General features: G+C 69.8%; 23 protein-coding genes, 2 tRNA genes and 1 pseudogene. 15 read left to right on the top strand and 11 right to left on the bottom strand.

From position 1 onward, the window contains the following. Nucleotides 1-13: 13 nt before the first annotated feature. Together dnaG and FFS25_RS05720 are read left to right on the top strand one after the other, a co-directional pair. Complete coding sequence (gene dnaG / locus FFS25_RS05725) at nt 14-1,969, top strand: DNA primase (protein ID WP_137802191.1); 1,956 nt, start codon at nt 14-16, stop codon at nt 1,967-1,969. A gap of 77 nt (nt 1,970-2,046) precedes the next feature. Continuing rightward, nucleotides 2,047-2,119, top strand: a tRNA-Asn gene (locus FFS25_RS05720). A gap of 255 nt (nt 2,120-2,374) precedes the next feature. Here the strand turns inward: FFS25_RS05720 and FFS25_RS05715 are convergent. The 3 genes and pseudogenes from FFS25_RS05715 to FFS25_RS14125 all read right to left on the bottom strand — a co-directional run bounded on the left by FFS25_RS05715 (nt 2,375) and on the right by FFS25_RS14125 (nt 3,859). After that, nucleotides 2,375-2,905 carry a TetR/AcrR family transcriptional regulator gene (locus FFS25_RS05715; protein WP_212742719.1) on the bottom strand — a complete coding sequence of 177 codons (531 nt, stop codon included), beginning with the start codon at nt 2,903-2,905 and terminating at the stop codon, nt 2,375-2,377. A 2-nt stretch (nt 2,906-2,907) separates the two neighbouring features. Continuing rightward, nucleotides 2,908-3,626, bottom strand: a pseudogene (locus FFS25_RS05710) (FAD-binding protein); the annotation flags it as partial. A 110-nt stretch (nt 3,627-3,736) separates the two neighbouring features. Beyond that, nucleotides 3,737-3,859 (bottom strand): hypothetical protein, encoded by a 123-nt coding sequence (locus FFS25_RS14125; protein ID WP_502704721.1) that lies wholly within the window; start codon nt 3,857-3,859, stop codon nt 3,737-3,739. Between the two features lie 6 nt (nt 3,860-3,865). Here FFS25_RS14125 and FFS25_RS05705 point away from each other — a divergent pair, with 6 nt between their 5' ends. Next, complete coding sequence (locus tag FFS25_RS05705; protein WP_502704720.1) at nt 3,866-5,845, top strand: heavy metal translocating P-type ATPase; 1,980 nt, start codon at nt 3,866-3,868, stop codon at nt 5,843-5,845. Nucleotides 5,846-5,915: 70 nt separating this feature from the next. Then, complete coding sequence (locus tag FFS25_RS05700) at nt 5,916-6,551, top strand: YdhK family protein (RefSeq protein ID WP_137802188.1); 636 nt, start codon at nt 5,916-5,918, stop codon at nt 6,549-6,551. A gap of 95 nt (nt 6,552-6,646) precedes the next feature. Here the strand turns inward: FFS25_RS05700 and FFS25_RS05695 are convergent, their stop codons facing one another. After that, on the bottom strand, nt 6,647-8,518 hold the full coding sequence (locus FFS25_RS05695) for an FAD-dependent monooxygenase (protein ID WP_137802187.1): 1,872 nt from the start codon (nt 8,516-8,518) through the stop codon (nt 6,647-6,649). Between the two features lie 187 nt (nt 8,519-8,705). On the opposite strand from FFS25_RS05695, the gene FFS25_RS05690 reads away from it, so the two are divergent. Further along, the gene (locus FFS25_RS05690) at nt 8,706-9,149 is read left to right on the top strand and encodes a hypothetical protein (RefSeq protein WP_137802186.1); all 444 of its coding nucleotides are present in this window, start codon (nt 8,706-8,708) and stop codon (nt 9,147-9,149) included. A gap of 13 nt (nt 9,150-9,162) precedes the next feature. On the opposite strand, the gene FFS25_RS05685 is transcribed toward FFS25_RS05690, so the two are convergent. Continuing rightward, the gene (locus tag FFS25_RS05685) at nt 9,163-9,429 is read right to left on the bottom strand and encodes a hypothetical protein (RefSeq protein ID WP_137802185.1); all 267 of its coding nucleotides are present in this window, start codon (nt 9,427-9,429) and stop codon (nt 9,163-9,165) included. Nucleotides 9,430-9,669: 240 nt separating this feature from the next. On the opposite strand from FFS25_RS05685, the gene FFS25_RS05680 reads away from it, so the two are divergent. Continuing rightward, a complete protein-coding gene (locus tag FFS25_RS05680) occupies nt 9,670-10,080 on the top strand; it encodes an MFS transporter (protein ID WP_137802184.1) in 411 nt (136 codons plus the stop codon). 122 nt (nt 10,081-10,202) lie between these two features. Here FFS25_RS05680 and FFS25_RS05675 read toward each other — a convergent pair whose 3' ends face one another. Further along, on the bottom strand, nt 10,203-11,618 hold the full coding sequence (locus FFS25_RS05675; protein ID WP_137802183.1) for a sugar porter family MFS transporter: 1,416 nt from the start codon (nt 11,616-11,618) through the stop codon (nt 10,203-10,205). 3 nt (nt 11,619-11,621) lie between these two features. Next, nucleotides 11,622-12,902, bottom strand: a complete 1,281-nt coding sequence (locus tag FFS25_RS05670) for a DUF1479 domain-containing protein (protein ID WP_212742718.1) — start codon at nt 12,900-12,902, stop codon at nt 11,622-11,624. Nucleotides 12,903-13,069: 167 nt separating this feature from the next. Here FFS25_RS05670 and FFS25_RS05665 point away from each other — a divergent pair, with 167 nt between their 5' ends. Both FFS25_RS05665 and FFS25_RS05660 read left to right on the top strand, forming a co-directional pair. Continuing rightward, nucleotides 13,070-14,191, top strand: coding sequence for an ROK family transcriptional regulator (locus FFS25_RS05665; RefSeq protein WP_137802182.1), 1,122 nt, complete (start codon nt 13,070-13,072; stop codon nt 14,189-14,191). Between the two features lie 41 nt (nt 14,192-14,232). After that, nucleotides 14,233-14,865 (top strand): GNAT family N-acetyltransferase, encoded by a 633-nt coding sequence (locus FFS25_RS05660; RefSeq protein WP_137802181.1) that lies wholly within the window; start codon nt 14,233-14,235, stop codon nt 14,863-14,865. A gap of 32 nt (nt 14,866-14,897) precedes the next feature. Here the strand turns inward: FFS25_RS05660 and FFS25_RS05655 are convergent, their stop codons facing one another. Then, complete coding sequence (locus FFS25_RS05655; protein ID WP_006214432.1) at nt 14,898-16,262, bottom strand: NAD(P)/FAD-dependent oxidoreductase; 1,365 nt, start codon at nt 16,260-16,262, stop codon at nt 14,898-14,900. Nucleotides 16,263-16,428: 166 nt separating this feature from the next. Here FFS25_RS05655 and FFS25_RS05650 point away from each other — a divergent pair, with 166 nt between their 5' ends. After that, nucleotides 16,429-17,319 carry an aminotransferase class IV gene (locus FFS25_RS05650; RefSeq protein ID WP_137802180.1) on the top strand — a complete coding sequence of 297 codons (891 nt, stop codon included), beginning with the start codon at nt 16,429-16,431 and terminating at the stop codon, nt 17,317-17,319. A 12-nt stretch (nt 17,320-17,331) separates the two neighbouring features. On the opposite strand, the gene FFS25_RS05645 is transcribed toward FFS25_RS05650, so the two are convergent. Both FFS25_RS05645 and FFS25_RS14005 read right to left on the bottom strand, forming a co-directional pair. Further along, nucleotides 17,332-17,835, bottom strand: coding sequence for a hypothetical protein (locus tag FFS25_RS05645; protein WP_137802179.1), 504 nt, complete (start codon nt 17,833-17,835; stop codon nt 17,332-17,334). A gap of 220 nt (nt 17,836-18,055) precedes the next feature. Continuing rightward, nucleotides 18,056-19,552, bottom strand: coding sequence for a transglycosylase family protein (locus tag FFS25_RS14005; protein ID WP_349654412.1), 1,497 nt, complete (start codon nt 19,550-19,552; stop codon nt 18,056-18,058). Nucleotides 19,553-20,030: 478 nt separating this feature from the next. Here FFS25_RS14005 and FFS25_RS05625 point away from each other — a divergent pair, with 478 nt between their 5' ends. From FFS25_RS05625 to FFS25_RS05610, 4 genes are all read left to right on the top strand, one after another. After that, complete coding sequence (locus FFS25_RS05625; RefSeq protein ID WP_006214438.1) at nt 20,031-20,819, top strand: phage holin family protein; 789 nt, start codon at nt 20,031-20,033, stop codon at nt 20,817-20,819. A 348-nt stretch (nt 20,820-21,167) separates the two neighbouring features. Continuing rightward, entirely contained in the window at nt 21,168-22,088 is a 921-nt protein-coding gene (locus tag FFS25_RS05620) for a DMT family transporter (RefSeq protein ID WP_053447622.1), read from the top strand. 62 nt (nt 22,089-22,150) lie between these two features. Next, nucleotides 22,151-23,434 (top strand): glycosyltransferase, encoded by a 1,284-nt coding sequence (locus tag FFS25_RS05615; protein ID WP_137802253.1) that lies wholly within the window; start codon nt 22,151-22,153, stop codon nt 23,432-23,434. Nucleotides 23,435-23,518: 84 nt separating this feature from the next. After that, nucleotides 23,519-23,592 (top strand) — tRNA-Ile (locus FFS25_RS05610). 61 nt (nt 23,593-23,653) lie between these two features. Here FFS25_RS05610 and FFS25_RS05605 read toward each other — a convergent pair. Beyond that, nucleotides 23,654-24,331 (bottom strand): M23 family metallopeptidase, encoded by a 678-nt coding sequence (locus FFS25_RS05605; RefSeq protein WP_137802178.1) that lies wholly within the window; start codon nt 24,329-24,331, stop codon nt 23,654-23,656. 455 nt (nt 24,332-24,786) lie between these two features. Here FFS25_RS05605 and rpsB point away from each other — a divergent pair, with 455 nt between their 5' ends. Continuing rightward, nucleotides 24,787-25,674, top strand: a complete 888-nt coding sequence (gene rpsB, locus FFS25_RS05600) for a 30S ribosomal protein S2 (RefSeq protein WP_137802177.1) — start codon at nt 24,787-24,789, stop codon at nt 25,672-25,674. 171 nt (nt 25,675-25,845) lie between these two features. Then, entirely contained in the window at nt 25,846-26,682 is an 837-nt protein-coding gene (gene tsf / locus FFS25_RS05595) for a translation elongation factor Ts (protein WP_006214445.1), read from the top strand. Nucleotides 26,683-26,943 lie beyond the last annotated feature (261 nt).

The raw sequence follows: 26,943 nt of genomic DNA, 5'->3' as shown, positions 1-26,943 counted from the left end.
GTAGACTGGTGCGGTGGCAGGACTGATCAAGCGCGAGGACATCGACGAAGTGCGCTCGCGGACGGACATCCGCGAGATCGTCGAGGGCTACGTCACGCTCAAGTCGGCCGGCATCGGCTCCTACAAGGGCCTGTGCCCCTTCCACGACGAGCGCACCCCGTCCTTCCACGTCCGCCCGCAGTACGGCACCTATCACTGCTTCGGCTGCGACGAGTCCGGCGACGTCATCGCCTTCATCCAGGCCATGGAGCACACCACGTTCGCGGAGACCGTCGAGCGGCTGGCCGCCCGGATCGGCTACGAGCTGCACTACGAGCAGGGCAGCGGGCCGGACAAGGCCATGGTGGGGCGTCGGCAGCGGCTGCTCGATGCCCACAAGGTCGCCGCCGAGTACTTCCAGGCCCAGCTGCGCACCGCCGGAGCACGAGCCGCCCACACCTACCTGGGCGATCGCGGCTTCTCCCCGCAGGACGCCGCCGACTACGGCGTCGGCTACGCCCCGCAGGGCTGGACCAAGCTCCTGGATCACCTGCGCAAGCGCGGCTACACGGACGATGAGCTCGAGGGCACCGGCATGTTCTCCTCCGGGCGCAGCGGGCTGATCGACCGCTTCCGCGGCCGGCTGATCTTCCCCATCCGGGGGATCGGCGGGGAGATCATCGGCTTCGGCGCCCGCAAGCTCTACGACGACGACCAGGGCCCCAAGTACCTCAACACCCCCGAGACCCAGCTCTACAAGAAGTCCACCGTGCTCTACGGCATCGACAAGGCCAAGCGCCAGATCGCCAAGCAGCGCCAGGTGGTCGTGGTCGAGGGCTACACGGACGTGATGGCCATGCACCTGGCCGGGGTGCCCACCGCCGTGGCCACCTGCGGCACCGCATTCGGCGCCGAGCACATCAAGGTCGTGCGCCGCTTCCTCTCGGACGACGGCTCCGGCGGCGAGGTCGTGTTCACCTTCGACGGCGACGAGGCCGGGCAGAAGGCCGCCCTGCGTGCCTTCCAGGAGGACCAGCGCTTCATGGCCCAGACCTTCGTGGCTGTGGAGCCCAACGGCATGGATCCGTGCGAGCTGCGCCTGGCCCGCGGGGACGCCGCGGTGCGCTCACTGCTCAGTGCCAAGCGACCGCTGTTCGAGTTCGCCATCCGCGCGGCCATGAAGCGCTACGACCTCGAATCCCTCGAGGGGCGCGTCCAGGCCATGCGCGCGACCGCCCCCATCGTGGCCCGCATCCGCGACACCACGCTGCGCCCGGCCTACGCCCGCCAGCTCGCCGGGTGGCTGGGGCTGGAGGTCCCGGACGTCGTCCAGGCTGTGGAGACCTTTGCGCGGGCGGAGGCCCGCGGTGACGGCAGCGGGGCCGGCCCCGGGCAGCAGCGCACGTTCGACCGCCCGGTCGATGGCTCGGACCAGCGTCCGCGCGGCCCTCAGGACTCCGACGGCCCGCCCGACGACGGGGCCGCACAGCCTCCGCGCATCGAGTGGCCGGATCCCCGCGATCCGCTGCTGCGCACGGAGAAGGAGGCGCTGGAGGTCGTCGTGCAGGTCCCGCACCTGCTGGGCCCGGCCGAGTGGCAGCAGTTCACCGAGGCCGAGTGCGCGCATCCCGTGCACACCGCGGTGCATCGCGGGGTGGTCCAGGTGCTCGCCGGTATCGGCGCGGATCAGCAGATCACCCCGGGGCGAGGCTGGATCGAGGCCCTTCGCGCGGCCCTTCCGCAGGAGCTGCACGGCTATCTGGCGGGACTGTCCATGCGGGCCCTGCCGGCGTCCTCCGAGCAGCAGCTCGAGCGCTACGCCACCGGGGTGATCAACCACCTCTTCGACCGCCAGATCAACCGGCGCCAGGCGGATCTGCGAGCCGAGCTGCAGCGGACGTCGTCGGTCCAGGAGCCGGAGCGCTTCCGCGAGATCAGCCGCAGCCTGCTCGATCTGGAGGCCCGCCGTCGCCAGCTGCGTCCGGCCTGAGCCGAGCCTGTGACGGGTTTTGCGCGGGCGCACCGCACGGGGTAGGGTGTCTGTCTGTTGCACGGCGACGTGCACCTTCCCCCGTAGCTCAATTGGCAGAGCATTCGACTGTTAATCGAAGGGTTACTGGTTCGAGTCCAGTCGGGGGAGCAGCTCAGCCCCCGTGGTGACCAAGTCATCACGGGGGCTTCTTCGTGTCCTCAGAGGCCCCAGTCCAAGAAGGCCAGCGAGGGTGATGTCAAGCGAGATCGCAGTGCGTCCTCTGGCGCCTCCCAGGTCAGGCTCGCCCCCTGCGCTGACGCGCGTTCCAGCACTTCTGCCGAGCTCGGTCTGTGCGGCCTCTAGTGATTGCCGACCAAGAGGTCATCGACAGCTGTCGACCGGGTGCAGTCTCGACGTCCGAGGCTATTCCGTTGTTGTCGAAGGCTCACGGTGGATGTTCATGGCCGCGGCGGTTGCGGAGATGCAGGGCAGGACCAGTTCTGCCCAGTGTTCTGCGTCGTCCTGACCCGCTCCGAATGGTGAACCGGTGACCAGCAGGTACACGTCCGTCACCGTGAGATCCGTGCGAACCTCGCCGCTGTTGATCCCCAGCCCTATCAGGTCTGACAAGTGCTTCGCTGCTTCGGACTCGTCGATGTTGATCGTTGCGCCGAGGGCGGGGGCGGCAGACTTGGCCGCGGCGTTCTGAGCTGTGGCACGGATGACCTCGAAGAGATAGTCCGCCAGCGCTTCCAGGGGTGTCACTTCTCCGGATTGCGCGCGCGCAAGAGCGTGACGGGCGCCTGCGGTCATCTGATCGGCGTACTCCGAGAGCACGGCGGCGACGAGGTCGACCTTGGTCGGGAAGTGACGATAGAGCGTCCCGACGGCTACCCCTGCTTCGCCGGCGATGGTCTCCATGCGCACTTCGGGGCCGTGCAGCTCGATCTGCATGCGGGCCAGACGGGATCCCCGTTCTGCAGGCCCTCCGTGTAGTGCCATATCCGATCCCGGTTCATGAGCCGGAGGCCCTGCTCGGTCGCGATGTCGAGCATGCGCCCGTCGACGTACTCCGGGACCCCTGTGATCATCTTCTGCGGCGGCGTGCCCAGTCGCGGCGGCCACCACCTGCGCACCTGCTCGTGATTGCCGCCGATGCCCCCGGTGGCGATGACGACGGCCTGGGCCCGGAACTCGAAGCTGCCGACGGCAGTCCGGTTCGAGGCCGCTGCGCGACGAGCGGTGTCCGGCTCGAGCACTGTCCCATGCACGTCGCTCACCTGGTCGCCGTCGAAGATCAGGCCGTCAACCTGGTGCCGGAAGGCGAATCGCACCAGACCCGACTCGGTTGCGGCGCGAGCCTTCTTGACGAACGGCTCGGAGATGCCGGTGCCGGTGCCCCAGGGGATGTGGAACCTGGGCACGGAGTTGCCGTGGCTGCGAAATCGACGTAGGCGCGTCCCCACTGCCGGGCCCATTCGTCCTCGGGGTGCTCGCCCTCCAGGCGATCCCAGGCTGCCGAGCCCTGCCAGTCCTGCCAGGCGAGGTCGAAGGAGTCGCGAACGCCCAGCCGGCGCTGCATGGGGGAGTCGACCAGGAACAGGCCCCCGAACGCCCAGTGCGCCTGGCCGCCGAGGTTGGCCTCGTTCTCCTGCTCGTCGACAGGCGGCCGACGGGGCGGCTCGGCGGAGCTGGTGCCGCTGGGGGCGGGTGGCGCCGACCAATTGGAACATATACCCCATGGGGGTATGCTTATCGGGAGGAGGAATCATGGAAGCGACGCACTCACAGCATCAGCGGAACGGTCATCCCGCCGCGCACGAGGAGCATGACCACCAGGTCCATGGCGGCCATGAGGGCCACGGGGGTCATGGCGGCCATGAAGGCCACGGGGGTCATCACGACCATGTGGCCATGTTCCGCCGCCTGTTCTGGATCTCGGTGGTCCTGGCGATCCCCACGGTCCTGCTCAGCGGGGCCTTCGCGCATCTGGTGGGCTACGACCTGCCGGACAGCCTTGTCATCGCCTGGATCCCGGTGGTCCTGGGCACCGTGCTGTACCTCTGGACCGGCCGCCCGTTCCTGACGGGCGCGGTCGACGAGATCAAGCAGCGAAGCCCCGGCATGATGACCCTGATCGCCCTGGGCATCACCGTGGCCTTCCTGGCCTCGTGGGGAAGCCACCTGGGCCTGCTGGACCCGCAGCTCGAGTTCTGGTGGGAGCTGGCGCTGCTGGTGGTCATCATGCTGCTGGGCCACTGGGTCGAGATGGCCTCCCTGGCGCGGACATCTAGCGCTCTCGATGAGCTGGCCGCACTGCTGCCCGACGAGGCCGAGCTGCTCCAGGACGACGGCTCCACGCGCACCGTCGCGCCCTCGGAGCTCAGCGTGGGGGACCGCGTGGTCGTTCGCCCGGGTGGACGCATCCCGGCCGACGGTCGCGTCATCGACGGCCAGGCAGACGTCGACGAGTCCATGGTCACCGGCGAGTCCACCCCGGTGTCCCGTGGTGAGGGCGAGCGGGTCGTGGCCGGGACCGTGGCCACCGACCGGCCCCTGACCCTCGAGGTCACCGAGATCGGCGAGGACACCGCCCTGGCCGGGATCCGCCGTCTGGTCGAGCAGGCGCAGTCGTCGTCGACCCGCGCGCAGCGCCTGGCCGACCGTGCCGCGGCGCTGCTGTTCTGGTTCGCCCTGGGGGTCGCGGTGATCACCGCGGTCGTCTGGACGATCGTGGGCACGCCGGACATGGCCCTGACCCGCGTGGTCACGGTGCTGGTCATCGCCTGCCCGCACGCCCTGGGCCTGGCGATCCCGCTGGTCGTGTCCATCTCGACCGGTCGGGCCGCCCGTCAGGGCGTGCTGGTCACCGACCGCAGCGCGCTGGAGACCATGCGCGGGATCGACACCGTCGTCTTCGACAAGACCGGCACCCTGACCCGCGGCGAGCCAGCTCTGCTGGGCGTCCAGCTGGCCGACGATGCCCCCGAGGGTCTCGACGAGGACCGGCTGATCGCCCTGGCGGCTGCGGCGGAGGCTCGCAGCCAGCACCCGCTGGCCCGAGCCATTGCCGCTGCCGCCGAGCAGCGCGGGCTGCAGGTTCCGCAGGCCTCGGGGCACGACAGCTCCACGGCGATCGGCGTGTCCGCCGTCGTCGACGGCGCGCAGATCGGCGTGGGCGGGCCCGGGCTGCTCGAGCAGACCGGTGCGCAGGCCCTGCCGAGCGAGCAGTGGGACCGCGACGGACGCACCGTGCTCCATGTGCTCAGCGACGGTCGCACGATCGGCGCGCTCGCCCTGGCCGACGAAGTGCGCCCGGCCGCCCGCGAGGCGATCCAGGCCCTGCACGATCTGGGCATTGAGACCGCCATGCTCACCGGCGACGCCCAGAACGTGGCCGAGGCCGTGGGCCGCGAGCTCGGGATCGACCGCATCGAGGCGCAGGTGCGTCCCGAGGACAAGAACGAGCGCGTCAGCGATCTGCAGTCGAAGGGCCGCAAGGTCGCCATGGTGGGCGACGGCGTGAACGACGCCCCCGCCCTGGCTCAGGCCGACGTCGGCCTGGCGATCGGTGCGGGCACGGATGTGGCAATGGCCTCGGCCGGCATCGTGCTGGCCTCGGACGATCCCCGCTCCGTGGTCTCCGTGGTGCGGCTGTCCAAGGCGTCCTACCGGAAGATGGTGCAGAACCTCTGGTGGGCCGCCGGCTACAACCTCATCTCGGTGCCGCTGGCCGCCGGTGTGCTCGCCCCGATCGGCTTCGTGATGCCCATGGCCGTGGGCGCGCTGCTGATGGGCGCCTCGACCGTGGTGGTCGCGCTCAACGCCCAGACCCTGCGCGGACTGGACCTCTCGCCGGAGGCGTCCGTGCAGTGGGCCTCACGCCAGGGCTGACGCCCTCCCCACAGGGCCGCAAGGCCCGCTATCCAGCACGGCAACTCAAGAATCAGAGGAGATCGATCACATGAACAGGACCTTCAGGACCACCGGCGCGGCCGCTGCAGCAGCGGCAGGGCTGCTGCTGTTGAGCGCGTGCGGCACCGGTGAAGAGGACCAGAGCGCCGGAGGCGGCCACGAGGGCCACTCGGCCGCTGCGTCGTCGACCTCGGAGTCCTCGGGCGCAGCCTCCGACAACGCGCACGAGGGCCACTCCGAGGAGGGCGGGCACGCCCACAATCCTGACGGCGGGCCTGCGCCCGAGGGCATCCAGGAGGCGTCGGACCCGACCTTCGCCGTGGGGGACACGGTCCGGGTCACTGCCGATCACATGCCCGGCATGGAGGGCGCGGAGGCCACCGTCTCCGGGGCCTTCGACACGACCACCTATGCCGTGTCCTACACCCCGACTGATGGCGGCGAGCCCGTGGAGGACCACAAGTGGGTCGTGCACGAGGAGCTGCAGGACCCGGGCGAGGCACCGCTGGCCGACGGCACCGAGGTCGTGCTCCAGGCAGATCACATGGAGGGCATGGAGGGCGCCGAGGCCACCATCGACAGCTCCACCGACGAGACCGTCTACATGGTCGACATGACGATGGACGGCATGGAGATGACGAACCACAAGTGGGTCGTCGGCAGCGAGCTCGAGCCGGTGGAGTGAGCGCCCGCCTCGGTGCCGTGGAGCATCCCCGAACCTGAAGGACAGCGCCCCGACCGCCGTACGGCAGCCGGGGCGCTGTCGTGCTCGGCGACGGATCAGGTCGCCGGAACCACCATGTTCTGCGCGAAGAACTCGGTGATCTCCTCCCGGGCGCTCAGCGGCAGGACGTGGGCCACGTACATGTCCGGGCGCTGGATGACCAGGGCTCCCGCGCGGTCCACCTGGCGCAGGTCGAAGATGTCGGCGTCCTGATCGGCGGCGAAGACCTCCTCGCGATCGGTGAGCGCGTACGGTCCCACCTTCGGCAGGAACAGCGACGGGACATCGGCCAGCTCGATCTCCGTGTACGGCTGCTGGTAGATCACCTTGGCGTCGAACACGCTGTTCAGATCGGAGCCCTGCGGCGTGAAGCGGCGCACGGGCGAGTCCTCGGAGCCCTCCAGCCATTCGGCCAGCTCCCGGACGGCCGAGCCGTCCTGGTCGGCGAACGCGTACAGGCGCCACCGGCCATCGGCCTCGAACAGGTGCCCCAGCTCCCGCGGGGAGGTGTCGGCCACCCTGCGCACGGGCGCGGAGTGGAAGCGCTTGCCGATCGGGAAGCCGGCGGCCAGATGCTGGTGGGTGTCCTGGCCGATGATCGAGGACGCCGGGTACTGCGTGGCGAAGCCGTTGGGGAACTCGGCGTTCTCGGCGTAGAAGCGCCCGATCTCCTCGGGGTCCTCGAGCTCCTCCGGGCGCTTGGACATCATGGACGACCATTCCTTGTCGAACGCAATGAGATTCTCCGCGATCTGCTGCCGCTCGGCCGAGTACGTGGCCAGCAGAGAGGGATCGCTGCGGCCCTCGAGCACCTGACCCAGCTTCCAGGCCAGGTTCCAGCCGTCCTGCATGGAGACATTCATGCCCTGACCCGCCTTGGCGCTGTGGGTGTGGCAGGCGTCGCCGGCGATGAACACCCGGGGGAGCTGGGCGCCGACCCGGTCCACGGGGACGTCGTCGAACTTCTTGGCGACAGTGTGGCGCACCTCGTAGACGCTGAACCAGGTCACCTCCTTCACCTCGATCGAGTACGGGTGCAGGATCTGATTGGCGCGCTCGGCGGCCTCCTCGACGGTCGTGGCGCGCAGCTGCTCGCGGTTGCTGTCGTCGATATCGCCCAAGGACACGTAGAACCGGAACAGGAAGCCGCCCTCACGGGGGATCAGCAGGATCGAGCCGTGCTTGTCCGAGAGGATCCCGCACTTCTGGCGGATGTCCGGGAAGTCGGTCTCGGCCAGGATGTCCATCACGGCCCAGGCGTGGGCCGAGGGGTCCTTCTCGACCTCGATGTCCGTGCAGTCGCGCACTCGGCTGCGGGCGCCGTCGTTGCCGATGACGTACTTGGCGCGCACCGTGCGCTCCTGGCCCTGAGGATCGCGCAGCAGCACCTTGACCGGATGCTCCTGGGACTCGTCCACCTCCAGCTCCAGGAACTCATATCCGTAGTCGGGCGTGATCCTGGCCGGGCCGCGCTCGGCGTACTCGGCGAAGTAGTCGATGACCCGTGCCTGGTTGACGATCAGGAACGGGAACTCGCTCACGCCCGAGGGCGGGTCCTCGGCTCGCACGCCGCGCATGATCCGGCTGGGATCCTCGGGATCGGGCCCCCAGAAGTGCACATCGACCAGCCGGTGCGCCTCGGCGTTGATGCGATCGAAGAAGCCGTAGGCCTGGAAGGTCTCGCTGCTTCGGGCCCAGAGTCCGTCGGCGCGGCCTACCTCCAGGCGGCCCGGGCGGGAGTCGATGATTCGCGTGCTGATGCCGGGGTAGCGCGAGAGCTGGGCGGCCTGGATGATCCCGGCCGGTCCCGCGCCCACGATGAGCACGTCCATGGTGTCCGGCAGGTCCGTCGGCCGATCGACTCCTGTGCCGGCCGGCTCCTTCACGAGCGGATCATGGGCGACGTATCCGTGATGGTGGTACTGCACAGTGCACCTCTGTCTTCCTCGCCGGGTGATGCTGCGGTCGTCGGACGGATCGGATCGATCTGCGGTCCTGACGACGCGGTAGGTATCGGGACATCTTGAACGTTACGTAGATCACACGCCGGGGTCCAATATCTGGAACTGAATGATCGGCAGCGAGGAGGGGCAGGGTCTGCCGACGGACGGTGTGATGAGCAACATTCCTGCGGCGGAGGCGACCGGCGTGCTCCAGGCGGAACAGGGCACGGCGGCGGGGTGGCCGCTCCGGTCCTCGGGCTCAGCATCGGCTACGTCGTGGTGGCCTTCGTGGGGGCTGCCAGGCGGCCCGCTGATCGCCGTCGTGCCGATCGCCCTGACCGCCAAGTCGCTCGTGTTCTTCGCGGCCTTCCTCTCGCAGTTCGTCATCGCGGCGGCGCCCCTGCCGCTGTGGAGGCAGTTGGCGGCGCTCGGGCTCACCTGGGCCGCGCTGGCGGCGGTCTTCAACGTCTTCCTGGGCCTGGCCTCCCGACGCCTGCTCACCGGCCAGCCCTCGGCCGCCGGCATCATCAGCCGCATCACGGGCATCGCCATGGTCGCCATGGGCCCGTGGCTGGTCGGTGAGCGGATCTGGGCCCTAATCGCCCATTCGGGCTGACTCCCGCCAGCGCTCACCGGCGTCGCTGGGTTCGGTCGGAGGTCTCCGCGGAGCGGTGGGCCTCCGGCAGCGGAGCGCGCTGCGAGGCCGTGGCCACGACGTCGTCGAACATGTCGCGGAAGATGCAGCGCAGCAGCGTGCCCGCGTCCTGGTCGGTCTCCACCAGGTCCGGCAGCCGCAGGCTGAGCAGGGTGTTGATCAGCATCCCGCGTGCCAACAGCGTCTCCGTGCGCTGCGCTGAGAGCCCGATCTCGACGCGCAGCAGGCGGTAGATGCTCAAGAAGCCGTGCGGCAAACGTCGTAGGGGTGCTGTTCTCGCTGGGCATCTTCGGGGCGGTGTTCATCCTCATCCAGCTCCTGCAGGTGGCCCAGGGGGCCACGGCGCTGGAGGCCGGTGTGCGGACCATGCCGTGGACCATGGCGCCGCTGACTGGGCTCATCACGCCCAGGATCGGCGTGCGCCCTGCGATCGTGGCCGGGCTGGCCTGCATGACGGGCCAGCCTGATCTGGATCGCGCTGGTGCTGGATGCGGACGTCGAGTACATCCGGCTGGTGCCTCCCTACTCGCTCGCGGGGATCGGCATGGGGCTGGTGTTCGCCCCGATCGCCTCCGCCGTGCTGGAGGGGATCGTCCCGGAGGACCAGGCCGTGGCCTCCGGGACGAATTCGACGGCCCGTGAGATCGGCGTGGCCCTGAGCATCGCGGCGCTGTCGGCCGTGTTCATGACCGCAGGCGGCGAGCTGAGCCCGGACGGCTTCAGCGACGGCGCCGTTCCCGCGATCGCGGCCGGTGCCATCGCCTTGGCCGCAGCCACACTGGCCGGGCTGCTGCTGCCCGGGTTCAAGCCGGTGCGGATCTCCCCGCTGACCGGCGAGCCGGTGGTCCGCCACCGCGCCGAGACGCCTCGGGCCAAGCACCTCCAGGGGTGAGCCGATCGACGTGAGGCCGGCGTGCGAGCCCATGAGCCTCGCCGAGGCATGCGGCGAGGGCCCCGCCTCGGAAAGTTGCCGGTGCGGGGCCCTGTGCTGCGCCTGAAGCAGGACGCTCAGACTCAGGCCACCATGTCCTCGAGCTCCCTGCCCTTGGTCTCGCGGATCATGAGCCGGACCACGAAGAACGAGATCAGCGCGAAGCCCGCATAGAGGCCGTAGGCCAGGGCCAGGCTGGCCGCCGAGAGGACCGGGAACGTCGCGGTGACCACGAAGTTCGCGACCCACTGAGCGGCACCTCCGATGCCCAGGGCCATGGCTCGGATGCGGTTCGGGAACATCTCGCCCAGCAGCAGCCAGACCAGCGGTCCCCATGACGCCGCGAAGCCGACGACGAACAGGTTGGCGGCGATCAGGGCGATCACACCCCACGGATCGGGCAGCGACAGCGCGCCGTCGACCGTGGTCGCCTGCGAGAACGCGATCGCCATGGTTCCCAGCGACACGGTCATCACGACCGAGCCGATCATCAGCAGGAGCTTGCGGCCCAGGATGTCCACGAGCGCGATGGCGATCACCGTCGAGACGAGGTTCGTCAGCGAGGTGATCACGGAGATCGTGAACGAGTCGGACTCCTGGAATCCGACCGATTTCCAGAGGGTCGTCGAGTAGTAGAAGATCACGTTGATGCCCACGAACTGCTGGAGCACCGAGAGCAGGATCCCTGCCCACACGATCGTCTTCAGCCCGAAGCGCCCGCCCAGCAGGTCGCTGAAGCGCTGCCGGCGCTCGGTGTCGACGGTCTGCTGGATCTCCTCGATCTTCTGCTCGACGGCCGGGCCGGAGGCGATGCCCACGAAGCCGGTGAGCACCCGTCGTGCCTCGTCAGGCCGGTTCTTCTCGACCAGGTACCGCGGGGATTCCGGGAGGCTCAGTGCGAGCGCCCCGTAGACGATCGAGGGCAGCAGCGCCGAGAGCAGCATCCATCGCCACGCGGCCAGACCGAGCCACGGCTCGGCGGCGCCGCCGGCCACGCGTGCCAGGGCAGCGCCCACCAGCAGCGCCAGGAAGATGCCGGTGACCAGCGACAGCTGCTGCAGGGTGCCCAGCCGTCCGCGCAGATGCGCGGGAGCGACCTCCGCGATGTAGGCGGGAGCGATCACGGAGGCGAAGCCCACGCCCACGCCTCCCACGAAGCGCCACAGGATCAGATCCCAGACCGAGAAGGCAAAGGCGGAGCCGATCGCGGCAACTGCCAGCAGGCCGGCAGCGATCAGCATGGTGCGCACGCGTCCCACGCGCTCTGCGAAGACGCCCGCGTACCAGGCGCCCAGAGCGGCGCCCAGCAGCGCGCAGGACACGGCGACACCGAGCATCCCCGGGCTCAGATCGAAGGCCAGCTGGATGGCGTCGACACCGCCGTTGATGATCGCGGAGTCGAATCCGAACAGGAAGCCGCCCAGGGCGGCGATGCACACGGCGAGCAGCAGGCGGCCCGAGAGCCGCCCGCTGCTCGTCGAGATTTCCGTGGTCTCCATGGATCAGTCGACACCCAGCCCGAGACCGCGCTGGCCGACCTCGTTGAGCTCCTCCGGCTGGAACCGCTCCTGCCAGTCAGTCTCGTAGTCCTCCTCGGGGAAGTCGCTCGGGGAGCGGCCCTCCTGGAAGTCCTGAGCCACCGCGGCGGCGTAGGCGCGGTTCTTCTCGCACATGGGGGCGGCCGGGATGTACATGACGTTGCCCCAGCCCTTCTGATCGTCCACCGGGGCGACCGAATGGATGACGTCGGCGTGCCACCACACCGAGTCGCCGGCCTGCAGGTTCGGGATCGGGGTGAGCGCGCGCATCAGCAGCGGGTGCCACTGCTCGGAGATGGGCAGCACGTGCTGGGGCGTGACGCCGCACAGCTCGTCCTCCGGGACATCGTCCTGCAGTGCGCGCAGGAGGATGTAGGCCATCGCCTCGGGGATGGGGACCACGTGCAGCACGCCCTGGTCGTTGTCCATGTCGGACAGCGCTGTCCAGCCCTGGAAGGTGCGGAACATCGAGCACATGGTCGTCCCGCCCTCGTACTCGAAGACGTCGGTGCGGTATGCGGCATCCCAGGGGTTGTAGTCCTCGATGTCGCCGTCGAAGACGTGGCGGAAGACCCTCTGGTAGGCAGGCAGCAGCCATCGCTCGAGGGATCCTGAGTCGGTGTGCGGACCAAGGCCGCCCGAGTCGGTGCCCGGGGCGCGGCGGCGGACGCGGTCGGGGTACATGGCGTCCTGATCCGGGTCGAACCAGGTCCTGCCTTCGGACTCGAAGTCCCACCTGTGGTTCAGGAAGGACTGGACGGTTGCCATGCGCTTGTCCTGGCGAGCCTCCATCTGAGGGCGCGACCAGTAGATCGGGAAGATCTCCGGGCGCGAGGCGCTCTGGCCGAGGGTTCCGAAGAAGTCGTCGCCGGGGCCGCGGTACTTGCTGTCGAAGTCGTTGAGCTCGATGTACTCCACGAGCTTCTGGTCCCATTCCAGGGCCAGGTCCCGGGGGAAGTGCTCGCGCACGACCAGGCACCCGCGCTCGCGCAGCAGCGCCGCGGTGTCCTCCGGGACCTTGCCGCCCTCGAGGTCGGCGTAGTCGACGACCGGCCATACGGGATCGCCTTCGGCTCGCAGGGCCTCGATGCGCTCGACCTTCTGCTCGACGATCCTCGACAGGCGCTCGAAGGCGTCCTTCACGTCGATCTGCGAGCGGATCTTCTGCTTCATCGCGCGGATCTCGCCGGCGACGTCCTCGGGCACCTTCGGTGCGGCGGGGGCTGTGGGCTGCTGTGACATCATTGTCTCCCAGTTCTAGTTAAGGGGCTTTACTAGGAGCCCCGTGGGTGCAACGGTACAGGTGACGCAGCACATAGTAAAGTGACTTTCCTAGAAACGTGCGGGAGGCTCGCGGCGTTCCGGTTGGACAGCCCTGCGGTAGTGTCGAGGCCCGAGCGAGAGGCGCGTCGATGATCGAAGCGGAGCAGAAGCAGGTCAGAGGGGAGCCTCGCGACAGCGATCTGGCGTTTCTGCGCGCCGTGATCGAGCACGGCTCCATCTCTCGCGCCGAGGCCGCGACGGTCACCGGGGTCTCCAAGCCCACTGCGTCGGCCGCCGCCTCCCGCCTGGAGTCGGCGGGCGTCGTCCGCGATGTCGGGAAAGGGCAAGGGGGCCGAGGCAGGTCGCCTCAGATCTACGAGGTGTCGCCGGAGTTCGGGACCGCTGTGGTGGGAGCGGCTCGGGCAGGCTCCCTGACGCTGGGGGAGGTGGACCTGCGCGGCGACCTCGTGCGCCAGCAGCGCTTTCCGCTCGATCTGCGCATCACCGAGGATGACTTCGCCCGTGTGCTGGCCTCCTCCGCGCGAGAGTTCTGCAGCGCAGCGGCTCCGCCCCTGTGCGCAGCCATCTCCGTGGCGGCACCCGTAGATCCTCGGACCTCCCGGCCCGTTCGCCTGGAGGAGGCGCCCTTCCGCGCTGCGGATGTGGACGTGGTGGGCATCCTCACGCCGTTGGTCAGCGGCCACGTGGTCGTGGACAACGACGTCAACTGGTCCGCAGCGGCAGCGTGCGAGCTGCACCCTGAGATCGCCCGCGGACTCAGCCTGCACCTTCATCTGGGGACGGGGCTCGGTGCTGCGCTCACCGTGGATGGACGACTGGTACGGGGACGTCGCGGGGCGTTCGGCGAGATCGGCCGGCTCCGCGGGGCCGGCCGCACGGTCTCGGCCCGGCTCGAGCAGCTGGCCGTGCTGGGAGGTTCCGGCCACTCGCTGGATGTCGAGCGAACGGCTGAGGTGCTCAAGGCCGACGACGCGCAGTCCGAGGACCTGAGGCAGGTGCTCGCCGAGGCCATCGGAAACGCCATCCTGATGATCGATCCCGAGCACACTGTGCTCAGCGGCCCGTTGGCAGAAGACTCGGAGGCGCTGGCGATCCTTCGCCGTCGGGTGGTCCGGACCATCGACGAGGAATCCCTTCCAGCCTCCATGGTGCTGCCCTCAGATCCCGATCCGGCTCTCCTGGGGGCCGTGGTCCACGCCCAGAGGATGCTCCACGAACTGGCCGCACAGGCGGTGGCCGCCGTCGGGTGAGCCGCAGCGGGCGCGGCCCGGGCGCAACTTAGCATGGCCCCATGAGCGCATTCCTGAGCATCCCCGCCCTGCGGGGTCCGCTGGCTTCGCTGGTCCCCCTGGGGGACGAGCATGCCGAGGACCTGGCGGCTGCCGCCGGCCAGAAGGGCATGCAGTCGCTGTGGTACACCCGCATCCCGGCTGCCGAACCAGCGTCCGTGGCCGAGGAGATCGCGCTGCGCCACCGCCAGCACGCCGAGGGCTCCATGGTCCCGTGGGCCGTGCTCGATGCCGACGGCCGTGCGGTCGGGATGACCACGTTCATGCACATCGAGTCCGAGCATCGGCGCCTGGAGATCGGCTCCACCTGGCTGGCCCCGAGCGTGCAGGGGACTGGGGTCAACCCGCAGATCAAGCTGCTGATGCTGGCCCGTGCCTTCGAGGACCTGGACTGCATCGCGGTCGAGTTCCGCACGCACTGGCACAACCGGCAGTCCCGGGCCGCGATCGCCGCACTGGGGGCCAAGCAGGACGGCGTGCTGCGCAGTCATCAGCTCATGGACGACGGCTCCCTGCGCGACACCGTGGTCTTCTCGATCACTGCTGCGGAATGGCCGACGGTGCGCCGCGGGCTGCTCGAGCGGCTGCGCTCGCGGCATGGGATCGATCCCGCCGAGGCCCTCGGCGAGCCCTGAGCGTCCGAGTGGACGGGCCCGCCGGCCGGGGCTCAGCCCTGGTGTCCCGGCCCGAACCTCCGCCTGTTCGAGTGCTCGGTGAACTCCGCGGCGGCGCGCATGGAATCGACGTTGCCGGTGACCGGATTCGGCTGGTGCCGGCTGCGGGCGGCGTAGAGGGAGATCAGGTTCATGGTCACGGCGCGGCGATTGCGTCCGCCCATGAGCTTCATGACGTGGATTCCCAGCCAGGCGAACCATCCGGCGGTGCCGGTGATCGCGACCTCGCCGGGGGCGACCACGATCGCAGCGCGTCGTCCGATCGTGGCCGCCTCGCCCAGGTTGGTGTAGTGGAACGGCCGCAGCGGCTGGCCCTCGACCTCGGCGCGGACCATGCGCGCAGCATGGACGCCGGTCTGGATGGCCGGCTGTGCGAGCTGGGCCAGGGGCTCGTCGAGCGAAGCGATGTCTCCTGCGGCGTAGATGCCCGGATGGCCCTTGACCTGCAGGGTCTCCTCGACGGCGAGCGCACCGCGGCCCGTGACGGGCAGGCCCCATTCGGAGACCCGCTTCTCCGGGCCGGTGCCGGCGGCCCAGATCGTGATGTCCGATTCCAGCACGGTGTCATCGGCCAGCACCACGAAGTCGTAGCCGACGGCCTTGACCCCCTGGCCGGTGCTGAGCTCCACGCCGCGCTCGCGCAGCTCGTCGGCCGCGTAGTCGCGCAGCTTCTGGTCCTCGAACTGCTTGAGGATGTCCTTGCCGCGCTGCAGGATCCGGATCTGCAGGACGCGCTCGTCGAGCTCCGGGTACATGGTCATCAGCTCGTCGCGGCGGAAGTCGGCCAGAGCACCGGCGACCTCCACGCCCGTGGCCCCGCCGCCGACGATCGAGACGTGCAGGAAGTCATCGGGATCGGAGCGGGTCGAGCGCTCGAGCTCTGCGAAGATCCGATCGCGGATGGCCGTGGCGTCCTGGCGGGTGTACATGGGCATGGCGTGGCGTCGTGCCCCCGTGGTGCCGAAGTAGTTGGCCGAGATGCCGTTGGCAATGATCAGGTGGTCGAAGGAGATCTGCTGCGTCTGCGCACCGCCGTCCTCGACGGACACGATGCGGCGCTGCGGATCCACGCCCACCACGTCGCCCTGGCGCACGCGGAGGTTGGGGGCCTTCCGTGACAGCCCGCGCAGCACCATGGTGACGTCGCCGGGGTTCAGGCCGCCGGTGGCCACCTGGTACAGCAGGGGCTGGAAGGTCTTGTAGATGTTGCGATCGATCAGGGTCACGCGAACGCGCGCATCCCGCAGCTCGAGCGCGGCATTGGCTCCGGCGAACCCGCCGCCGATGATCACGACGTGCGGCCAGGACATCCCGTCGGGCGCCGGGATGCGGCGGCGGAAGGCGGACAGCGGGGACATGGCGCTCCTTCGCAGAAGGCGGTCGGTGAGATCTGGTGGCTCGGCAGGGTGTTCGGGCCCGTGGCCCGGACATCGCCGTCGGCTCCCCAGTATGCGACCTGACTCGGACGCCGCGCGGTAGCGTGGGGCGGATCACCCCGTCAGTCCCGCAGTCGAGAGGCGGAGCATGAGCCCGATCGAGGCGCTGGTCGTCCTGCACCCCGTGAGCGCCCGCGCGGCGGCAGGTCGTCCCGTGAGCGAGTGCCTCCATCCGCTGCCCGCTGAGGCACCGGCCCTGCGGGTCGAGGATCGCGGCGTCTCCCGCGGTGACGGCGTGTTCGAATCCCTCACGGCCTACGACGCAGACCCCGTGGATCTGCCGGCGCATCTGCAGCGACTGGCCCGCTCTGCCGACCGCCTGGAGCTGCCGGAGATCTCGGGCGCCGTCGTGGAGGCAGGTGTGCGCCGCGCCCTCGAAACGGCCGGAGCGGGGGAGACGACCGTGCGGATCGTGGTGACCCGCGGCCCGGAGGGCGCCTCCGAGCCCACCGCCTGGGTCACTGCCGCCCCTGCTGCGGATCTGTCCGACCAGCGCCGCGACGGAGTGCGAGTGGTCCTGCTCGATCGCGGCATGCGCTCGGATGCTGGACGAGAGGCCCCCTGGCTGCTCACCGGCGTGAAGACGCTGTCCTATGCGATCCACGCGGCGGCAGCTCGGGAGGCGCGGCGCCGCGGGGCGGATGATGCCGTGTTCGTGAGCACCGACGGCTTCGTGCTCGAGGCCACCACGGCCTCCGTGCTGGTGCGTCGAGGGCGGCGGATGATCACGCCGCCGCAGGAGCACGGGATCCTGCAGGGCACCACGGTGACCCGCGCTGCCGCGGTTCTGTCGGAGCTGGGGATGCCGCTGGAGTCTCGTGCGCTTCCGGCTGCCGAGCTCTCGGACTGCGATGCCCTGTGGCTGCTGTCGAGCGGGCGGCGCGCGGTGCCGGTGATCGAGCTCGACGGCCGCCCGGTGCCGCTGGACCGCGAGGTCACCGCGGCGCTGGAGCGGGGGCTGGGCCGCCCGCAGGACTGATGCCGGGAGTGATCAGACGAAGACGCTGCAGGACGCGGTCTTCGAGGAATCGGTGCCCTTGCGCTCGAACACGACCTCGTCGTCGAGCTTGATCGAGCACTCGAGGGACAGGTCGCTGTCCTTCGTGTCGCCCGTGACCACCAGGCGGGGCCAGCTGCCCGACGGGATCTCGATCTCCTTGGACCAGCTATCGCTGAATTCCTCGGTCTCGACCTGGCCGTCGACCTCCCACTCGACCGACCCGCCGGAGCTGGCGGCGGCCTCAAGCGTGACCTTCTGCATGGCCTCGTCCGGCAGCTCGGTCTCTTCGGTCATGGCCGAGGCATCGTCCGAGGCGCCGTCGTCAGCCGAGGCGGTGTTGACCACGAACGCCGTGGGGATCATGACGGCGGCGACCACCAGTCCGATGGCGACGGCGAAGCCGATCACCCAGCCGAGCGCTGCGGCGCTGCGGCGCGCCCAGGGGACGCGAGGCTGATCGTCGGTCGAGCCGGCGTGGTCTTGGGGCTGAGGCACGGTGGGCGTTCCTGCGGGTCTAGGGGGTGCTGCGAGTGTCCTGCACAGAATACGTCCCCGAGGGCCCCTGCGCGTGCGCCGACGCTCATGGCGGGGAGTCGTCGGGCGGATCGCGAGCCGTCTGGACGGAGGGGAAGTGCGGAAGAGAGTCCTCCGCACAGGACGAAGGGCCCGGTCCCTCACCAGTTCAGCGAGAGGCCGGGCCCTTCGAGCAGGCGGGTCAGAGGAAGGTGTAGAAGCCGTCCACCTTCATGGCGTTCACCGGGTGGACCAGGGTGCCCTGGTCCGGGTTCAGGGCCGAGATCATGAGACCGTCGCCCAGGTAGATGCCCACGTGGGAGCCGTTGTTCTGGGAGACCAGGTCGCCGACCTGCGGGGTCGAGGTCTTCTGCGCGGCGCCGAACTGCTGCCAGGTCACGCGGGGGATGGAGACCCCGTTCTGGGCGTACACCCACTGCGTGAAGCCGGAGCAGTCCCAGTTCTTGTACGCGGTGCCGCCCCAGACGTAGTTGCCGCCCAGACCGCGCATGGCGGTCTCGACGATGGCCTTGCCGTCGGCGCTCGAGGCACCGTCGGTGATCGACTGCACGTCGACAGCCATGGTGTCGTCGTTCGAGGCCGCCTGAGCCTGGGCCTGGGCCGAGGTCTCGTAACCGGAGCCCGAAGCTGCGCCGCCGGAGCCCCAGGGAGTCTGCTCCGTGTCGTCGGCGACGACACCGGCGGCGACCGCCGCGTTGAGCACGGAGACGGCCTCTGCGCGGGTGATGCCGTCCCCGACGCCCAGTCGGCCGTCGGTGTCCGGCAGGACGTCCTCGTCGTGCAGCCAGTCCAGCTCGGTGTATCCGGCCTGCGAGGCGGAGACGTCCTGGAAGCGGCTGGTCTCCGGGGCGGTGTGGGCCGGCGCGCCGGCCGAGCGGTGCAGGATCAAGCCCAGGGCGGTGGAGTCCACCGGGGCGTCCGGACGCAGGGTGCCGTCGCCCCAGCCGTTGATCAGGCCCTCCTCGGCGGCCCAGGCCAGTGCACGCTTCTGGTGGTGGTCGGAGCTGTCGGCGTAGCCCTCGAGGACGCTGAGATCGGCCTCGGGCTGACCGGCGAGCCGGTAGAGCATGGTCAGGAAGTCGGCGCGGGTGACATCGGCGTCGGGGCGGTAGGTGCCGTCGCGGTGGCCGACGATGACTCCGGTCGAGGACGCCCAGTCGATGTCGGCGGAGGCCCAGTAGGCGTCGGCGACGTCGCGGAAGTCGATGGGACCGGTGGGGCGGGGGACCACGGACTGCGTGGAGACCGCCGTGCCGGCGGCTGCGGAGTCGGTCGCGGCCTCGGACGAGGACGAGGAGGTCGAGACGGGGCCGGCCGCCATCGGGTCGGCGACGGGCTCGGCTGCGCTGCTCAGGCCCAGACGGGAGGAGCAGGCGGGCCAGGCGCCCCAGCCCTGCCCTGCCAGGACGTTCTCGGCCACGGCGATCTGCTGCTCGCGGCTGGCGTCCTGCGGCTGGCCCGTGCCGCCGAACGAGGACCAGGTCGACTGGGTGAACTGCAGGCCGCCGTAGAAGCCGTTGCCCGAGTCGATGGCCCAGTTGCCGCTCGACTCGCACTGCGCGAGCTTGTCCCAGTCGGATTCGGGCGCGGCCTGCGCGGGAACCGCGCCGAGGGTTGCGAGGGTGCCGCCGGTGACTGCGACGGTGGTTGCGACGCTGAGGGCGCGGGGAGATCTCATGTGGTGCTGCAACTTCCTGAAGGGGGGGTGTGCATCGGTATCCGAGCCGGGGCTCTTATGAACTGGTCCGAGGACCGTGGGGAAGCGGTCGGGAACCTGCCCGCAGGCCAGTTCGCTGTGGTGCTGACGGGTTCCGTGTCACCTCGTCCGATGCTCAGCGTCGCGGGCGACTGAAGATCACGGTTGAGTAACGCGGATGACTCTAGGGTGTGCTCCGGGGAGGGGGAAGAAGGCTCGGTTGCCGCCGCGTTAATTTGGGGTGATTTTCCCTGGCTTCGGACGCGAATCGCCTGGTCGCAAGTGTATATTACTTTGCATGTACCAAAATGCGGGGCGTTTGTCACTGTGGATCTGCCGCTCGGGCGGGTCTCGCGCGCGGCGCATCGGATCGGCTTGTCAGCAGTGATACTTTGTTCGCGCACTGCGGTGTCCGAGTGGCCACTGCCCATGAACCATCGATACCCCCACGGAGGCGGGAATGTCCCACGCGGCGGGCTCTGATCAGGGCCGTTCGGCCGAGACGGGTTCGGCACCCATAGCGGATGTCGTGAAGGTCTTCGGCAAGCTTCTTCCCCGTCAGCTCCAGGATGAGCTGGCACTTCTCAAGCTCGAGCTCAAGGACAAGGGCGTCAGCCTCGGCAAGGGTGCCGCGCTGCTCGGCGCCGCGCTGGCCTTCGGTGCTCTGCTCGTCATCGCGCTGGTCGCCGCGGCGATCGCCGGCCTGGCGACCGTCATGCCCCTGTGGCTCTCGGCGCTGATCGTGGCCGCCTTCTTCCTGGTGGTCCTCGCGATCCTGGGCCTGATCGGCTTCCTGCAGATCAAGAAGGCCATGCCGATCAACCCGGTCCAGACCATCCGCGGCCTGAAGTACGACCTCGGCGTCGTCAAGGAGGGCTCGGCCTACACCGAGGCCCGTGTGCGCCGCGAGGAGGCCGAGGCCAAGGAGCGCAAGGCCGAGGAGAAGCGCAAGAAGGCCGACGAGGCCGCCACCGCGCCGCCCGCGCCCACCGAGGCTCAGCTGCGTCAGCGCCTGAAGGTCCGTCGCGACCGGCTCAAGGAGCTGCGCGACGACGTCGAGGGCCGCAAGAACAAGGTCCAGTCCACCACCAAGGGCTTCGTGGACCGCACCCGCAGCTCCGCCTCGGGCGTCGACCTCAAGAAGGCGGCCAAGGAGGAGGCCCTCGGCGGCCGTGCGGCGCCGATGGGCGTCGCCGCCGCAGCCGGCACTGCGTTCCTGGTCCTGCTGATCCGGCTCATCCGCCGCTGATCCGTTTCCTGCCGTCGCAAGGCGCCAGGTCCCCGTCCGAAGGCCCGGCTCCCGCAAGGGGGCCGGGCCTTCGGACTGTCCGGGTCTGAGTCGGGCACGTCATGCGAGGATGCCTCGAGGGGCTCGCCCGAGGTCGACGCCCGGGCGGCGGCCGATCCGCACACGGCGGTGAGCCGACTGTGAGTCTGCTCATGCGGTACTGGGCGAGCGGTGCGGATCCGACGCACCAGCGTGCATCGTCCCTACACTGGCGGGCAGTGTTCGTCCCGCACCCACCGGTCCGGGGCTGCGACGCGCCTTCACGGCTCGTCGCACGGAAGCCGCAAGCAGAGGGCTGGAGGTCCCCGCATGGTCTGGTGCGCCCTGGCACTCGCCGTGCTGTCGGCGGTCTTCATGGCCCTCGGGACGCATCTGCAGTCGATCGCGGTCGTGGCCGGCGCCGCTGATGGGAAGCTCACGCTTCCGATCATGCTCGGCCTGCTGCGCTCCCCTCGCTGGGCGACCGGCCTGATCTGCCTGGGCCTCGGAACAGCCCTCAACGTGACCGCGCTGAGCCTGGCTCCGGTGAGCGTCGTCCAGCCCGTGGGCGTGCTGGGCCTGGCCCTGGTCACCCTGCTGCACTGCCGTCACGCGGGCCTGACGATCAATGCCGCGACCTGGCGCGCGCTCGGTCTGTGCGCCGGGGGAGCGGCGCTGTTCGTGCTCAGCGCCGTCCGCTTCACGGATCCGGCCCTTCGCATCACTCACCGCGCCGGCACCGCCGTGACGGTGATCCTGGCGGTGGTGCTGCTCGTCGTCGCGCTGGCCCTGCTCCTCCTGCGGCACAGAGGGCGCGCGCTGATGCTGCTCGTCTCGGCCGGCACGCTCTACGGCTTCGTGGCTCTGGAGATGAAGATCATCACCGCGCAGCTGCGCATCGGCGACGGCCCGTGGTGGCAGAGCATCGACCCGGTGAACGTCGCAGGCCTGCTGGTGGCCGCCGCTGTGGGAGGCTGGCTCGTGCAGTCCGCCTACGCCAGTGGACCGCCGGAGCTCGTGATGGCTGGACTGACGGTCGTCGACCCCATGGTGGGCGTGCTGATCGGCCTGTCGGTGCTCGGCGAGGCCGGGCCCGACTTCGGTCCCGGTCCCGCGGTGCTGCTGATGGTGTGCGCCGCAGCCTCGATCAGCGGCGTCTTCGTGATGTCCCAGTTCCACCCTGAGGTCCTGGCCCGACGGACCGCGGACCCCGCCCTGACCCTCAACCCTTCGGGAGTCGATTCTCCGTGAGCCCTTCCCCGGCAGATCCGCAGCCGCCCCAGGACCCCCGCGGGGTGATCCGGGATGACTACATGCTCCCGGAGCTCCCGCTGGACGGCGTGCCGGAGCCTGTCGACGGGCGCCTTCGGGTCCTGGTGGTGGCGGAGACCTACCCGCCGGACATCAACGGCTCGTCGCAGTTCTCCCACCGCCTGGCGCAGGCCATGGCGGGCAGGGGCCACGACGTCCACATCGCCGCACCGCGTCCCAGCAAGGGACGGACCATGACCCGGATGGACGGCGCGGTCACCGAGCACCGCTTCCGCTCGCACACCGCCTTCACCTACGACACGTTCCACCTGTGCTTCCCGTGGGAGGTGCGGGGCGAGATCTCTCGGCTGATGGACGAGCTGCGCCCTGACGTGGTGCATATCGAGTGCCACTACATCCTGGGCAGGTACTTCGCCAAGGAGGCTCAGTCGCGCGGCATCCGCCTGATCGGCACCAACCACTTCATCCCGCAGAACATCGAGCAGTACCTCCCGCTGCCGGACCCGCTCCGACGCCTGTACCGCAGGTTCTCGTGGCGGGATATGGCCTCGGTCTTCCGCCGCTGCGACGTCGTCACGGCACCCACCCCGCTGGCGGTGGAGTCCATGCGAGCCAACGGCTTCGACTTCCCCATGCATGCGCTGTCCAACGGGATCGACGCCGCCCAGTACGACCTCAAGCCCGGGGAGGTCCTGCCTCCGCGGGACCGCCCGACCGTCCTGTTCGTCGGGCGGCTGGACCCGGAGAAGCACATCGACGTCCTGCTGCGGGCCGTGGCGAACATCGCGGATCGCAGCGACGTCGGCGTGGAGATCGTGGGCCAGGGCGGTGAGTACGACCGGCTGGCCGAGCTGGCGCAGCAGCTGGGCATCGCGGATCGAACCGTGTTCCGGGGATTCGTCTCCGATGAGGCGCTGCGGGTGGCCTACCTGCGCGCCGATGCCTTCTGCCAGCCCGGCACCGCCGAGCTGCAGTCCCTCGTGTCCCTCGAGGCCATGGCGGCCTCCTCTCCGGTGCTGCTCGCCGATGCGCGCGCCCTTCCGCACCTGGTGGACGAGGGCGTCAACGGCTGGCTGTTCCCGCCCGGCGATCACGAGCAGCTGGGCAGGCTCCTGCTGCGGCTCCTCGAGCTGCCGGAGGACCAGCGCCGCGAGATGGGAGCGGCGAGCAGGAGGATGGTCGCCGAGCACAGCTTCTCGGCCACGATCGATGTCTTCGAGCAGCTCTACCGCGGCGTGGACCCGGATCTGCTGCTGGGGTCCTGGCCGCAGACCGGACCCCTCCCGATCGTCCCGCCGGCTTCGGGCCCAGGATCGGGCGACTGATCAGGCCCAACCCGACGGCTCGACTAGACTGTCAAGTCGTCGTCCTCGCGCCCGCACCGCAGTGCAGGCGCCCGGGGCCGACGAGGGGCGGTAGCTCAGCTGGTCAGAGCAGAGGACTCATAATCCTTGGGTCGCGGGTTCAAGCCCCGCCCGCCCTACGCAGCGAACCTCAGCGCCCCGAGCACCCTGGCTCGGGGCGCTTCGCGCGGCAGGCGCGGCCTATGGCACGGGCAGCAGGACCGACGGTCGCTGGGCCCCCACGAACGGCAGGGGATGGACGTAGTCGTCGTCCAGGCGCACGCCCCAGTGCACGCAGGCCCGCACTGTGGTGAGGCAGTGATTGCGGCCGGAGAGCACGCCGATGACCTGTCCCTTGCGCACGCGATCGCCCTTCTTCAGATCCGATTCGACCGGCTCGAAGCTCGAGCGCAGGCCGTCGCCGTGATCGATGGTGATGGTCGCCCGGTCCACGACCGTGCCCACGTGGCTGACGCGCCCGTCCGCCGGAGCCAGGATCTCGCCGTTGAGGCCGACGGTCAGATCCGCGCCTCGGTGCCCAGCCAGCCAGCGCTCGGACGGCGGATCGAAGTCGCGGACCACCCTGGGGTGGATGGTCACGGGCCACTGCCAGGTCCCGTGCACGGCGGCCAGCAGCTGCTGATCGGCGGCATCGAGGGAGCCCGGGACCAGCGGCAGCGCGGTGGAGATCGGCGCAGCTCGGACAGGCTGGCCGGAGGCGGCATGTGCCGATGGGGGAGTCTCCGGAGCGGACAGCGCCCAGCTGACCAGCACCGCAGCCGCGACCAGCAGCGTGCTGCGCGATCGTCGGGCCCTGGGGGACGGCGAGGGCTGCTCGGGGCCGGCGGAAGCGGTTGCGTGGGAGGCGAGTGCGTTCATGCGGGCAGGATGCGGTGGATCGCGGCAGCGCGGCTCCGACTGTGGATGCAGCGGAGTCTCGAGCCCCGCGTCACGGCCCGGACAGGCGCTTGTGGAGTCCCCGCGCCTGGCCCGTCATGACGCGGTTCATGTAGTACCCTTGCTCCCGCAGTGTCACCACCTGCGCTGTCCGCATGCCTGAATCAGGTACCGGCAGCGGCGCTGGGCACTGACTTCGCGCGCATCGTCGTCGGGATCCGTCAGGCTCCGTCCTCTCGCAGACCCGACCCGCCCGCCACGGTCCTCGGCCTCCCGGTCGCAGGCGGCGGACGGAGAGCCATCCCCGGTTCCCGGGGCCGCTCCACGCGGTGCGCCAGGGACGATCCGCCGACCCGGCGGACCCGTCGACCAACCGCAGACCGCGCTCCGCATGCCCGGACCAGGGGTGCGCGAGCGCAGAAATGAAGGAGCACGACATGTCTGTCGTCACCATGCGCCAGCTGCTCGACAACGGCGTCCACTTCGGCCACCAGACCCGTCGCTGGAACCCGAAGATGAAGCGCTTCATCCTCACCGAGCGCAACGGCATCTACATCATCGACCTCCAGGGCTCGCTGGCCTACATCGATCGCGCGTTCGAGGCCGTCAAGTCCACGGTCGCCCACGGCGGCACCATCCTGTTCGTCGGCACCAAGAAGCAGGCGCAGGAGACCATCGCCGAGCAGGCGACCCGCGTGAACATGCCCTACGTGAACCACCGCTGGCTCGGCGGCATGCTCACCAACTTCTCCACGGTCTCCAAGCGGATCGACCGCATGAAGGAGCTCGAGCAGATCGACTTCGACGACGTCGCCGGCTCGCAGTACACGAAGAAGGAGCTCCTGCTCATGCGCCGCGAGGCGGAGAAGCTGGAGCGCACCCTGGGCGGCATCCGCAACCTGTCCAAGACCCCCTCCATGGTCTGGGTCGTGGACACCAAGAAGGAGCACCTCGCCATCGACGAGGCGCAGAAGCTCGGCATCCCGGTCGTCGCGATCCTGGACACCAACTGCGATCCGGATGAGGTCACGTTCCCGATCCCGGGCAACGACGACGCCATCCGCTCCGTGAACCTGCTGACCCGCGTGGTCGCCGACGCCGTCGCCGAGGGCCTGCTGGCCCGCGGCGGTGCCAAGGGCGGCTCGGAGGCTCCCGAGGAGCCCATGGCCGAGTGGGAGCGCGAGCTGCTCGAGCAGCACAACGCCGCCGCCGAAGCTGAGAAGTCCGCCGAGTCGGCCGCCGAGTCCGCCAAGGTCGCCGCCGCCGGCGAGCAGACCGAGGCTCCGGCCGCTGAGGCGGAGACCGCCGAGTCCACCGAGAGCTGATCCTCTCTCCGTCCGGTGCCCTCGCCGGCGCCGGACGGAGCCCGCGGGCGGAGACGATCCCACCCGCTGTTCACCTGACATTCGCTCCGATCCCGCATCATCGGGAGCGGAGCACGCCCGGAGCGGACCGTCGACGGTCTGCACAGGGCGACGATCGATCAAGGAGCTCACATGGCGAACTACACCGCCAAGGACATCAAGGAACTGCGCGAGCGCACCGGCGCCGGCATGCTGGACGTCAAGAAGGCCCTCGACGAGGCTGACGGCGATCAGCAGAAGGCGCTCGAGATCATCCGCGTGAAGGGTCTCAAGGGCGTCTCCAAGCGCGAGGGCCGCGCGACCGCCGAGGGCATCGTCGTCGGCCGCATCGAGGGCCAGAAGGGCTACCTCGTCGAGGTCAACTCGGAGACCGACTTCGTGGCCAAGGCCGAGCCGTTCGTGGCCTTCGGCGAGAAGGTCATGGACGCCGCCGTCGCCGTCGACGCTCAGGATCTGGACACCCTGCTGGCCGCCGAGGTCGACGGTCAGAAGGTCTCCGACCTGGTGACCGAGACCGGCGCGCTGCTCGGCGAGAAGGTCGTCGTGCGCCGCATCGCCCGGGTTGAGGCCCCGCTGGTGGAGCTGTACCTGCACCGCACCTCCAAGGACCTCCCGGCCCAGGTCGGCGTGCTGCTGGCCGTGGACGGCCAGGGCGCCGAGGCCGAGACGGCCGCTCACGACGTCGCCGTGCACATCGCTGCGCTCTCCCCGAACTTCCTCACCCGCGAGGACGTCCCGGCGGAGACCGTCGAGAACGAGCGCCGCGTGGCCGAGGAGACCGCCAAGGCCGAGGGCAAGCCGGAGCAGATCCTCCCCAAGATCGTCGAGGGTCGCCTCAACGGCTTCTACAAGGAGAACGTGCTGGTCGACCAGGACTTCGCCAAGGACGCCAAGCAGTCCGTCGGCGCCGTCCTGAAGGCCGCCGGTGCGACCCCCAAGGCGTTCGCCCGCTTCCGCGTCGGCGCCTGATCCGCAGCGCTTCAGCGCACAAGCGCCCCCGCTCGCGTCCCTCACGGGACCGGGCGGGGGCGCTTCGTCGTCTGCGGAGCCTGCCTCCGGCATGGTCTGCGCCGCTGCTTCCCGTCGACCGAGTTCGCCGTGCAGGGAGAGCCCGGTCCGTGCCGCAGAGCAGATCCGAGCCGGCCGCTATGCTGGTCCGTGCCCAGCGGCCGTGACACGGCCGCGGCGCCCGCGGCCTCGCCCATCGCCGCGGGGCACGTCAGCGACTGC

The organism is Kocuria sp. 2SI (assembly GCF_005502825.1).
Lineage (GTDB): Bacteria > Actinomycetota > Actinomycetes > Actinomycetales > Micrococcaceae > Kocuria > Kocuria palustris.
Note: the sequence above shows the minus strand (reverse complement) of the source record. Positions and strands in the feature narration are given on the sequence as shown.